The sequence below is a fragment of the Salinicoccus cyprini genome (assembly GCF_007713705.1).
Lineage (GTDB): Bacteria > Bacillota > Bacilli > Staphylococcales > Salinicoccaceae > Salinicoccus > Salinicoccus cyprini.
On sequence record NZ_VMSJ01000001.1, the window covers coordinates 583412 to 595593 of the forward strand.

The following is a 12182-nucleotide window of genomic DNA, read 5'->3' on the forward strand; positions in this document are numbered from 1 at the left end:
TAAAATAGTTTGAATTATGTCATAATTGACATAATACTTCGGTAACCGAAAGAAATGGGTGGAACAATTGCTGACAGTCTACAAATACGCGCTCAAGTATAAATGGTTCATCATAGTGGCTCTCTTCTTCATGTTCATTGAACTGGCTGTAGAGCTGCTTCAGCCTTATCTGATTTCAAAAGTCATCGATGACGGCATCGTGGCAGAAGACATAGATGCTGTATGGTTCTACCTGCTGATCATGTTCGGCATCAGCATGGCCGCCTTCATCAGCGGCATCATCAACTCCTACTTCTCAAGCCAGGTCGCCACAAGCTTCAGCTATGATATACGGACAGCACTGTTTCGGAAAGTGCAGTACTTTACGCTTGCGACGCTGTCCAAATTCCCGACATCAAGCCTCATCACAAGGATGACGCAGGATGTGCTGCAGACGGAAATGCTGCTCTATATGTCATTGCGCATCATTTTAAGAGCACCGCTGCTTGTCATCGGATCACTCATCATGTCGTTCGTCGTCAATCCGACGCTCGGCTTCTACCTGTCATTTCTGACGCCGGTTCTACTTATTTTCCTGATTATCACTGCACGCAAGGGTGGACAGATCTTCCTGCGTGTCCAGAAACGTCTGGATAGGATCAACCGCTTCATCCAGCAGAATCTCGAAGCGGTCAGGCTGATCAAGGCCAATGACCGGGAAAACTTTGAAATCAGCAAATTCAGCAAGGTGGCAGGGCGCCTGAAGGATGATACGATCTATGCATTGAGACTGATGGAATCGATCATGCCTGTGCTGCTTCTGATCATCAACGGCAGTCTGCTTGTCGTGTTGTGGATGGCGTCCGACCTGCTGCAGAACAACAATGTCGAAGTAGGTGAAGTGGTTGCGGTCATCAATTATGCCCTTCGCATGCAGGGCGGCTTCTCCATGTTCGCCTTCATCATCATTGCATTCAGCCGTGCGAAAGCATCCAGTGAACGGATGGAGGAGGTGCTCGTTGCACCGATCACATCAAACAACAATGAAGAGATCAGGAAGGTGGACCAGGCCGGCACGGTGAAGTTCGAAAATGTGTCCTTCAAATATCCCGGTTCGACGCGTTATGTCCTCCGTGATATCAACTTCGAAGTCAAAGAAAATGAAACACTCGTCATCATGGGAGGCACAGGTTCCGGCAAGAGTACGCTGCTCAGCCTGATTCCGAAGATGTATGATGTGAAGGAGGGCGATGTCTATATCAACGGCATCAATGCCAAAGACTGGAACGAGGATGATCTCAGGGAGACCATCGGCTACGTGCCGCAGTCCGCGGTACTGTTCTCGGGCAGTATCTTCGAGAACCTGCTGTGGGGTGATCTTGATGCTGGCGAGTCGGAAGTGTTCACTTCCACCCAGAAGGCGCAGATCCACAATTCGATCAATACTTTCGATCATCGCTACGAGACACGCGTCGGCCAGAGGGGTGTGACACTGTCCGGTGGTCAGAAGCAGCGTCTGTCGATTGCACGTGCGCTTGTCCGCAGGCCGGGCATACTGATTCTCGACGACAGCACTTCGGCGCTTGATATCCGCACCGAGTCCGCATTGTGGGACGCGATCAAAGAAGAGAATACAACACAGATCATCGTCACCCAGAAAGTGGTCACCGCCAAAATGGCGGACCGTATCCTCATACTGGATGGCGGGGAGATCAGTGCACTCGGTCCCCATGACACACTGATGCAAGAGTCATCACTATACCGCTCCATAGTTCAATCGCAGACGGAAGGGGGTCAGCTGGATGATTGATTTTATCAGAAGACCATTCGGCAATGAACCGGTCCTTCAAAAAGAGGAAATCGGACGCAGAAAAAAGAAGGAAGACCAGCGGGCCAACGATATATGGGGCACGCTGAAGAGAATGTGGCGCTTCATCAATGAAGAGCGTGTGCTTTTGTATGCGATCATTTTCCTCGTCACACTGACCAGCCTGCTCAGCATCACCGGGCCGTTCCTCGTCGGCTACATCGTCGACAACTATTTCGTCCAGCAGCAGATGGATGGGCTCGCCAGAATACTCCTGCTTCTGCTCGTCGTCTATGTACTGCTGTCATCGACACAGTACCTTGCCGCCTTCATGATGGTCGGGCTGTCGCAGCGCACGGTGTACAAGCTGCGCTCGAGACTGTTTTCGCATATGCAGAAACTGCCGGTACGCTTCTATGACAAGCGCCAGCACGGCGAACTGATGAGCCGGATGACAAATGATATCGAGACCATTTCACAGACGCTCAATACATCATTCATCCAGTTCACGACAAGTGTCGTCACACTCATTGGGACCATCAGCGTCATGATCTATCTGAGTCCATTGCTGACCCTGCTCACGGTGCTGATCATTCCTGTACTGATATTCGCTGTCGGCTTCATCACACGGCGCACCGGTCCGCTCTATAAGAAGCGGCAGCGTGCCACAGGTGAACTGAACGGCTACATCGAGGAGATGGTCTCCGGCCAGGAGATCGTCAAAGTGTTCTCCCAGGAGGAGACGGCGATCAAGAACTTCAACGAAAAGGCCGGCAGTCTTCGGGACATTACATTCTGGGCATTCCTGTATGCCGGGTTCATTCCTAAAGTGATGAATATGCTTAATAATATCAGCTTTACGATTGTTGCGGGTGCCGGCGGGCTGCTGGCGCTCTCGGGCACTGGCCTCGTCACCATCGGAACCATTGTGGTATTCGCCGAGTATGCGAGGCAGTTCACCCGTCCGCTTGCCGACCTGTCCAACCAGTTCAATCAGGTGCTGTCGGCCATTGCCGGTGCTGAGCGTGTATTCGGCATCATGGATTCCGAAACCGAGAACGACCATGGAAAAATTGAAGATAAGACCATCAAAGGCGAAATCGAGTTTGACGATGTCTCCTTCTCCTATGATCCAGAGCAGAAGACACCGACGATCAGAAATCTCAGCTTTAAGATAGCAGCCGGTGAATCCGTGGCACTGATAGGTGCCACAGGCGCAGGAAAGACGACTGTCATGCAGCTGCTGGCCCGGTTCTATGAAACGGATTCCGGCCAGGTGCGGATCGATGGAGAGGATATTCTCGACTATGCCCGTGCCACTGTACGCTCCCAGACGGCATTCGTCCTGCAGGACCCATATCTCTTCGAGTCGACCATCCGGGAGAACATCCGCTATGGGAAGCTCGATGCGACGGATGACGATGTTGTTGAGGCCGCCAGGCTCGCCAATGCCCATGACTTCATCGTCGAGCTTGAAAACGGCTATGACACCATCCTTGAAGCGGATGAAGGTTTCATTTCACAAGGACAGAAGCAGCTGATTTCGATTGCCCGCGCACTGATCACGGATCCCGCCATTCTGCTGCTGGATGAAGCGACGAGCAGCATCGACACTGTGACGGAGCTGAAAATCCAGGAGGCACTGGAACGGCTCATGAAGGACCGCACAAGCATCATCATCGCCCATCGGCTCAATACCATCAAGGCGGTGGATCGGATCTTCGTCATGGATCTCGGTGAACTGGTCGAAAGCGGCTCTGAGCAGGAACTTCTCCGACAGGAGGGGCGCTACTACCAGATGGTGTCAGATAATAAATAGCTTCACAAATCATCAGAAGTGTATTACCATGGATACAACCGAATAAGAAACGACCACTAGGGGTGTCCGTTTGGACTGAGAATCACCCTCATTACCTGATCTAGATCATACTAGCGTAGGGAAGTGGCATATTTTCCTATAAATATGCACACCACTCCGCTAGTGGTGTGTTTTTTATTTGGAAAATAATGTCTGGAGGGTTTTACCATGGTAAGAAAAAACGGATTGACATTGACCGATGTACTGGTCACGGTCGTCATCGCACTCGTGTTTGCATTCATCTACTCGATATGGGGTGGTGTCTATACGGCACTCGAACCCCTTGGTCTGCATCTGAACCAGCTGCTTTACGGCATGTGGTTCATCGCAGCAGTCGTCGCCTACCTGATCATCAGAAAGCCGGGTGTGGCACTGATTGCTGAATTCGCAGCCGCGTCAGGGGAGACGATCGTCATGCTGCAGTTCGACGTCATGCTGATCGTCTATGGATTGATCCAGGGACTGGCGTGTGAAATTGTCTTTGCAGTCGTGAAGTATAAGAGCACTTCGCTGATGGTGGCAGTTGCGGCTGGTGTGGCAGCGGCCCTTTCAACATTGCCGCTCGACTGGTATTACGGTTATCTTGGACAGCTTGCAACGTGGAATCTGCTGCTCATGTTCGGCTTCAGAGTGCTGAGTGGTGCACTCATTGCCGGCGGACTTGCCCATCTGCTGTACCAGGGGCTGAAAGGAACCGGCGTACTGAAACTGGTCGGACAGAAGGCCACAGCCGATGAAGGACTGTAGGAATGGCCATCGCAGTCAAAAACCTCAGATTGAAGTTCCCGGAGGCACAAGCGCGCCTGTTTACAGACCTTGAACTCACAATAGAGGATAAGGAAAAGGTGCTGATTGTCGGACCGAGTGGCTCAGGCAAGAGTACTCTGCTCAACGTTCTCGGGGGACTCATTCCGAACGTCATCGATGTACTGATGAAGGCCGATCAGCTGGAGCTTCCGAATTCCGGTGCCTATGTCTTCCAGGATCCGGATTCCCAGTTTACGATGCCCACGGTGGCAGAGGAGCTTGCATTCATCATGGAGAACAGGCAGGTCGAAAGAGAGGATATGGACCAGAGAATCGTGCAGATACTCGGTACGGTCGGTCTTGATATCGATCCCGCTGCAGCCATCCACACACTGTCGGGCGGCATGAAGCAGAAGCTTGCCATCGCAAGTGCACTGCTGCAGCAGGCGGACACGCTGTTCCTGGATGAACCGACGAGTATGCTCGATGAGGGGTCTGCCGAACATTTGTGGGAAACCATCCAACAGATGTGGGACGGCCGCACGGTAGTAATCATCGAGCACCGCGTGGAGAATATATGGGATAAGGTCGACCGTGTCATACTCATGGATGACCAGGGCCGGATCGACAGGATAGGGCCGCCGGATGAAATGCTCGAAAACCACCGGGATGCACTTGATGCGTTCGGCGTATGGCATCCTGAATCCTGGCACAATGCTCCACGTCTTCCTGAAATAAAAGCACAGTCGGATGTACTGCTAGAAGCCCGCGACCTGGTGGTCAGAAGAGGGAAAAGGCAGCTTCTGACCATCGATGCACTTGATATATGGAAAGGGGAGTGGATCACTCTTGAAGGGGATAATGGCACAGGAAAGACAAGCCTGCTCCTGGCATTGATGAAGCTGATTCCGTCAGACGGGGATATACAGTTCAAAAATAAAAAAGTGAAGAAGCAGAAGCATTATAACGGAGCGCTCTATCCGGTATTTCAGAATCCCGAACTGCAGTTCATTACAAACACTGTTTTTGACGAAGTGTTCATCAATCTCGAGCTACACTTTGGCAGGGAGGGAGCAAAGCAGAAAGCGGACGCACTGATAGAAAGACTTGGTCTCGGTAAAGTCCGCCATCTGCATCCGCTCGAAATTTCGACAGGGCAGAAGCGCCGTCTGAGTGTGGCGACGGCAGCCGGCGGCATTCCCGAAATCATCATTCTGGATGAACCGACTTTCGGCCTCGATCAGCGGCACGCATTCCGGCTGCTTCAAATGCTGCATGATATGGTCAAGTCGGGCACGACCATCATCATGATCACACACGATGAAGAAATCAAAATACGCTATCCTTCAAGAAGACTGCGGATAGAGGACGGGACGCTGATGGAAGGAGGCGGGTCTGATGATTGAAGCAATCAGACATTACAGTACACCTGCAGACCGGGTCAACCCGATCACCAAGATTCTGGTGGCGGTCGGCCTGTTTCTCGCCGTCGTACTCATCCATGATCCGAACCACCTGTTCCATCTGTCGCTGCTCATGCTGGTTCTGCTGATCGTATTGAGCGGCGTCAAAATCCGCTACCTCGTCCTGCTCACTGCGACCATCCTGTTTTTCGGTCTGATCTCAAGCCTGTACATGATCTTCTACGGGGAAGGAACGTCCACGCTCCTCCGCTTCGGTATCGTCCACATCACTGAGGAGAGCACTGTGCGCGGTGTTCATATCATGATGCGTGGTGTCGTACTGTCGTTCTTTGGGGCACTGGTCGTGTTCACAACGAAATTGACGGACGTCTTCTACAGTATGATGCAGCAGGGGGGTCTCAGGCCGAAGTTCGCCTACGCGTTCATGGCCGCGATCCGCATGGTGCCGATCATCGCCAATGAGTATATGACACTCAGGCGTGCGCGCAAAGTGAGGCGGCCTTTGATCCACAGGAAATACATCAGCGGCTATAAGGGATTTTCCACGACCATCATCACGCTTCTGAGCCAGAGCATCCGCCGGGCATACCGGCTCGGCATCGCGATGGAATCGAAGGGATTCGATGATGGACCGAGGACATACTACCACCGGACTTCATTTTCCATCATCGATCTCCTTTTCATCATGCTCGTCATCCTGACAGTCATTTTTTCATATCAGCTGGGTCAGTGGTACAGCCCTTTTGCCACTACCGATGCAAGATGAAATGACAGCCAAATAGTTTTGAATTATGCGGTGAAAACGTATATACTGATATAAGATTTGATTCACCGATGATTCATGCGGATGATGAGAGAATATTGCCGGGCCACCGGTGTCAAAATAGGAAAAGGTGGAAGCGCTATGTATACGAAAGATGAAATTGTAAAAGAAGCCAAGGCACTTGGCAGCATGATTGCAGAAACTGAGCAGGTCGACTTCTTCAAGAAAGCTGAAGCGAAAATCCATGAGAACAAGGATGTCCGCGAAAAGATGGCGAGCCTGAAGAGTCTGCAGAAGCAGGCTGTCAACTTCCAGAACTATGGCAAGGAACGTGCCTACCAGATGACCGAGGAGAAAATAAAGAAGGTTGAGGCGGAACTAGATGAGATGCCGATCGTCAACCAGTTCAAGGAATCCCAGGGACAGGTCAACGAGCTGTTGCAGATGGTCTCCCATGCCATCAGTCAGACGGTGACCAACGAGGTCATCACTTCTACAGGTGGAGATATTCTTGAAGGTGAAACCGGAGCGGCAATGAGAAACATGCCGAATCGTAAACAGGATTAGACAAAAATATAAAAGGGCTGTGCATCTCTAAAGGATGTACAGCCCTTTTTTCGGAAGGAAGATGTATCAATGGACAGGAAATTAACCAGAAAATTGACCATGACAAGTGTACTTGTGGCACTGAACGTTGTACTGAGCACTTTTATCGTCATACCACTCGGCCCAGTCAGAGCTGCGCCAGTGCAGCACCTCATCAATGTAGTCAGCGTAGTACTCACCGGCCCCTTTGCCGTAGTGCAGGCGTTTCTTTCATCGACAATACGGATCATGATGGGAACCGGATCGCCTTTTGCGTACCCTGGCAGCATGATCGGGGCACTGGTTGCGTTTCTGTTATACCGGAAGTTCAAGAAGCTTGGGCCGACTGCTGCCGGGGAGATGCTCGGCACTGGTATTCTTGGTTCGCTCGCCACGCTGCCTCTGATCGCAGTGCTTGGCCTGGACCTCGATTTTTTCTTTGTGCTGGCTCCTGCATTTCTGGCAAGTACAATGATCGGATCGCTGATCTCATGGCTTCTTCTTGGCCAGCTTGACAAAAAAGGAGTTCTAAAGGAATTCAACATATGATGAGCTGCATGATATAATGCAATTATATTTTAGTAATGGAAGTGTTTAGATGACTACAGTAACACCAATGATGCAGCAGTATCTGAATATAAAGGCGGAACATCCGGATGTTCTGCTCCTCTACCGGATGGGGGACTTCTACGAGCTGTTCTATGAAGATGCCGTCACGGCGAGCAAGCTGCTCGAGATCACCTTGACATCACGGGACAAGAAGAAGGATCCGATTCCGATGTGCGGCGTGCCCTACCATTCTGCGAAGAGCTATATCGAGCGTCTGATCGACCAGGGTTATAAGGTAGCGATCTGTGAACAGCTCGAGGATCCGAAGCAGACGAAGGGCATGGTGAAACGTGGCGTGGTGCGTGTCATCACACCGGGTACTCTGATTGACGATTTCGGTATGGATGACGGCCGCAGCAACTACATTCTTGCACTGGACGAACAGGGCGGCGTTTTCAATGCTGCCTATTCGGACATATCGACAGGGGAGATCTCCGCATTCTGCACGGACGATATGACGGTGCTGAAAAGCGAGATCGACCGGATCGGTCCGAGGGAGATTGTCATCGAGGAGAATATCCAGGGGGTCCTGTCGGAACTGTATGCCGATCCGCCGGTCAATACGCCGTTCACAAACGATGTGCATCACCCGCTCGACTACGACCCGGCAATCACTGCAGGGGAAAAGCAGGCACTTAATCTGCTGATCAGCTATATCCGCGCCCATAACATGCGCGATCTGAAGCATTTCAGAACAGTGGCGAAGCACCGCATCAAGGAGACGATGCAGCTCAACTATGCCGCCCTGTCGAATCTCGAGCTGCTGGAGAGCCTGCAGACCAAGAAGACAAAAGGCTCTCTCTTCTGGTACATGAACAGGACGGAGACACCGATGGGCAAGCGCAAGCTGAGAAAATGGATCGAGCGGCCGCTGCTCAGCCAGGATGCCATTCATGTGCGTCAGAACGTGGTGGCTGTATTACTCGAGAACTTTCTGGAGAGGGAAGATATCCGGGGGCTGCTCAATAATGTCTACGACATTGAGCGGCTCGTCGGCCGGCTCAGCTTCGGCAACATTGATGCAAAGGACCTCGTCCAGATGCGGGATTCGCTGGCAGGACTGCCGGCAATCGAAAATATGCTCAGCCGGATCGGTCTGATGGATACTACCCTGTTCAGCGATTTCGATACGCTCCATGATGTCCATCAACTGCTCGATTCAAGCCTCGATGATACGCCGCCGAAGACAGTGCGGGAAGGCGGCATCTTCAAGGAAGGGTACAACGAGAAGCTTGATGAATACCGCTACCTGTCAAACAATGGCAGGATATGGCTCGATGACTATATCGAGCGGGAACGGGAACGCACAGGCATCCGCAATATGAAAGTCGGATTCAACAAGGTGTTCGGCTACTATATCGAAATCTCGAAAGGCAATGCCGTAAACTTCGATGCCGACCATTTCGAATACCAGCGCAAGCAGACGCTGACCAATGCGGAGCGCTTCATCACCCCTGAACTGAAGGAGATGGAATCGAAGCTGCTTGGTGCGCAGGATGAAAGCATCATTCTGGAGTACAATCTCTTTGTCGAGCTGCGCCAGCAGATGGAGCAGTTCATTCCACGGCTCCAGACGACCGCCGACATCATCAGCACCCTCGACTGCCTCATCTCATTTGCAACTGTGGCGAATGAATACCGCCTGGTGCGTCCCGAATTCAGCGACAGCACGCTGTCCATAAAGGAGGGCCGCCACCCGGTGGTCGAGAAGGTGATCGGCGAGAACACGTATGTACCAAACTCCCTCGACATGGACCAGGAGACATTCATCTACCTGATTACAGGACCGAACATGTCCGGTAAGAGTACTTACATGCGGCAGACGGCGATCATCAGCATCATGGCACAGATGGGCATGTATGTGCCGGCAGAAAAAGCCACACTGCCCATCTTCGACCAGATTTTCACCCGCATCGGGGCGAGCGATGACCTGGCAAGCGGCAAGTCGACTTTCATGATTGAAATGATGGAGGCCAATGAAGCACTGCAGAACGCGACCGAAAACAGCCTGCTGATCTTTGATGAGATCGGGCGGGGGACATCCACCTACGACGGCCTGTCGCTTGCCCAGTCGATGCTCGAGTACATCCACCATCATATCGGTGCGAAGACACTCTTCTCGACGCATTATCATGAGATGACACGGCTTGGAAATGAACTGGACCATCTGAAGAATGTCCATGTCAAGGCGACCGAGTATGACGGCAAGCTGATATTCCTCCACAAGGTGAAGCCTGGTCCGGTGGAGCGGAGCTACGGCATCCATGTGGCACGCCTTGCCGAACTGCCGGATGAAGTGACGAAGCGGGCTCACGAACTGCTCAAAGGATTCGAGCAGGACGGACATGTCATCGGCAGCCGGCAGCTGTCCCTGCCGCTCGATGATACGGAGACGTATGAAACCCATCCGGTCATCGACCAGCTCAAGGCTGTTGATATCAATGCGATGACACCGCTCGATGCAATGATGAAGCTGCAGGAACTTAAAAACGAGCTTGAAGGCGAGTGATGATATGGGTTCAATAAAAGTACTGGACAGTGCAATACAGAATAAGATAGCCGCCGGAGAAGTGGTCGAACGGCCGAGTTCCGTAGTCAAGGAGCTGCTTGAGAACTCGATCGACGCCAACGCCAGGCAGATCGAAGTATTTATAGAGGAATCGGGAATGAAGCAGATCCGCATCGTTGATGATGGCGACGGCATCCACCATACCGATGGACCACTGCTGTTCCAGCGGCATGCAACAAGCAAGATTGATATGGACTATGATCTGTTCCAGATCCGCTCACTCGGCTTCCGCGGCGAGGCACTAGCCAGCATCGGGGCCGTGGCGAAAGTGACGGTCGAAACGAAGCACGTGGACGGCAATCCCGTATTCATCCGGTTCGAGGGCGGCAGACTGGCCGAGCAGATTCCCGGCAAGGAACGGAAAGGGACCGATATCACCATAACAGATCTCTTCTACAACACACCGGCACGGCTCAAGTATATGCGTTCGATGCGTACGGAAAGCGGCAAGATCATCGATGTCATCCAGCGCATGGCACTGGCCTATCCGAATATCAGCTTCCGTCTTGTGCTGGATCACAGCGAGAAGGTCATGACGAAAGGCAATGGCAACCTCAAGGAAGTCATCAGCGACATCTATGGACTGAACATCGCACGGCATGCGGTGGCATTCGAAACCCGGGATGCGGACTTTCACATCCGGGGCTTCCTGATCCGTCCGGAGATAACCCGCAGCAGCCGCAACTATCTCAACATCTCCGTCAACCGCCGGTTCATCCGGAGTTTCCGGCTGTCGCAGGCGGTCATCAACGGCTACCATACGCTGCAGCCGAAAGACAAATACCCCATTGCGATCATCGACATCACAATGGATCCGAAGCTGGTCGATGTCAACGTCCATCCGGCCAAGACAGAAGTCCGCTTTTCGAAGGAACGCGAGCTGAACCAGCTGCTTGAATCGGCAGTCCGTTCACGCATGAAGGACGAGATGCTCATCCCTGACGTCACAAGAAAAGCTCCCGTAGCGAGACAGCAGACGACGCAGGACACACTTGATTTTTCCAATGTGGAACGACAGCCTGACAAAAGAACGGAGACCGGCCGGCATCACCCCGTGACCCGAAACTTCAGCAAGACTTCGACCGACTATAGAATAGTACCGAAAAAGACGGTACTGAACGAAACACAAGAAGCAATAGGACCACCGGCAGAGCGGCATGTACAGAAACCTGCACGCGAAGCACCGCCGGCGGAAAGTCAGACAGCTCCTGACACACCTATAGAAGCTGCAGAGGAGGCGGTGGAAAAAGAAAAGCTGCCGTATCTTGAAATCGTGGGCCAGCTCCACGGCACCTATATCATTCTACAGAATGACACCGGCATGTATATGATGGACCAGCATGCCGCACAGGAGCGGATCAAATACGAATACTATTCGGAGAACATCACCAGAGGGAAGACGGACAGGGTACCGCTTCTGATCCCGTATACTTTCGAATTTCCGATGAGTGATATAATAGAAATAGATGATAGGCAAAAACGCCTCCAGTCACTCGGCTTTGATATCGAGAAGACAGGCATCAGGCAGTATGCAGTGACAGCCTATCCGAATTGGATCGATGACAGGAACCCGGAAGCGGATATCGAGGAACTGATCCATTTCGTTTCATCAAAGTCCGATTTCTCCGTCAGCCAGTACAAGGAGGAGATGGCCATCATGATGAGCTGCAAGCAGTCCATCAAGGCGAATCATTATCTGGATCGGCCGCAGATCGAAGCGCTCCTTGAATCACTCGGATCCTGCAGATCGCCCTATACGTGCCCGCATGGCCGACCGGTCATCATCCACATGAGTACTTACGAAATCGAGCGCATGTTCAACCGCGTTATGAAGTAGGGAG

At 52.1% G+C, this 12182-nt stretch carries 9 protein-coding genes and 1 riboswitch; all 9 genes read left to right on the plus strand.

What is annotated here, in order from left to right:
* Nucleotides 1-67: 67 nt before the first annotated feature.
* The 9 genes from FO441_RS02805 (at nt 68) to mutL (ending at nt 12178) form a co-directional block, all read left to right on the plus strand.
* A complete protein-coding gene (locus tag FO441_RS02805) occupies nt 68-1789 on the plus strand; it encodes an ABC transporter ATP-binding protein (RefSeq protein ID WP_145287308.1) in 1722 nt (573 codons plus the stop codon).
* A complete protein-coding gene (locus FO441_RS02810) occupies nt 1782-3605 on the plus strand; it encodes an ABC transporter ATP-binding protein (protein WP_145285478.1) in 1824 nt (607 codons plus the stop codon). The genes FO441_RS02805 and FO441_RS02810 overlap by 8 nt, the downstream gene beginning before the upstream one ends.
* 48 nt (nt 3606-3653) lie before the next feature.
* Nucleotides 3654-3744, plus strand: a riboswitch (TPP riboswitch).
* Between the two features lie 68 nt (nt 3745-3812).
* Nucleotides 3813-4391: an ECF transporter S component gene (locus tag FO441_RS02815; RefSeq protein ID WP_145285481.1), complete on the plus strand. Its 579-nt coding sequence runs from the start codon at nt 3813-3815 to the stop codon at nt 4389-4391.
* Nucleotides 4392-4393: 2 nt separating this feature from the next.
* Complete coding sequence (locus FO441_RS02820) at nt 4394-5797, plus strand: ABC transporter ATP-binding protein (RefSeq protein WP_145285484.1); 1404 nt, start codon at nt 4394-4396, stop codon at nt 5795-5797.
* On the plus strand, nt 5790-6581 hold the full coding sequence (locus FO441_RS02825; protein WP_145285487.1) for an energy-coupling factor transporter transmembrane component T family protein: 792 nt from the start codon (nt 5790-5792) through the stop codon (nt 6579-6581). Before FO441_RS02820 ends, FO441_RS02825 begins: the two co-directional genes overlap by 8 nt.
* A gap of 138 nt (nt 6582-6719) precedes the next feature.
* Entirely contained in the window at nt 6720-7145 is a 426-nt protein-coding gene (locus FO441_RS02830) for a YlbF/YmcA family competence regulator (protein ID WP_145285490.1), read from the plus strand.
* Between the two features lie 69 nt (nt 7146-7214).
* Nucleotides 7215-7712, plus strand: a complete 498-nt coding sequence (gene thiW / locus FO441_RS02835) for an energy coupling factor transporter S component ThiW (protein WP_145285493.1) — start codon at nt 7215-7217, stop codon at nt 7710-7712.
* 49 nt (nt 7713-7761) lie between these two features.
* Nucleotides 7762-10281 (plus strand): DNA mismatch repair protein MutS, encoded by a 2520-nt coding sequence (gene mutS, locus FO441_RS02840; protein ID WP_145285496.1) that lies wholly within the window; start codon nt 7762-7764, stop codon nt 10279-10281.
* Between the two features lie 4 nt (nt 10282-10285).
* The gene (gene mutL / locus FO441_RS02845) at nt 10286-12178 is read left to right on the plus strand and encodes a DNA mismatch repair endonuclease MutL (RefSeq protein WP_145285498.1); all 1893 of its coding nucleotides are present in this window, start codon (nt 10286-10288) and stop codon (nt 12176-12178) included.
* Nucleotides 12179-12182 lie beyond the last annotated feature (4 nt).

Excerpts from the sequence above, each read along its gene's own strand:
- FO441_RS02815 (WP_145285481.1), top strand. The coding sequence starts at position 3,813 with ATGGTAAGAAAAAACGGATTGACATTGACCGATGTACTGGTCACGGTC.
- mutL (WP_145285498.1), top strand. The coding sequence starts at position 10,286 with ATGGGTTCAATAAAAGTACTGGACAGTGCAATACAGAATAAGATAGCC.
- mutS (WP_145285496.1), top strand. The coding sequence starts at position 7,762 with ATGACTACAGTAACACCAATGATGCAGCAGTATCTGAATATAAAGGCG.
- FO441_RS02830 (WP_145285490.1), top strand. The coding sequence starts at position 6,720 with ATGTATACGAAAGATGAAATTGTAAAAGAAGCCAAGGCACTTGGCAGC.
- FO441_RS02810 (WP_145285478.1), top strand. The coding sequence starts at position 1,782 with ATGATTGATTTTATCAGAAGACCATTCGGCAATGAACCGGTCCTTCAA.
- thiW (WP_145285493.1), top strand. The coding sequence starts at position 7,215 with ATGGACAGGAAATTAACCAGAAAATTGACCATGACAAGTGTACTTGTG.
- FO441_RS02820 (WP_145285484.1), top strand. The coding sequence starts at position 4,394 with ATGGCCATCGCAGTCAAAAACCTCAGATTGAAGTTCCCGGAGGCACAA.
- FO441_RS02825 (WP_145285487.1), top strand. The coding sequence starts at position 5,790 with ATGATTGAAGCAATCAGACATTACAGTACACCTGCAGACCGGGTCAAC.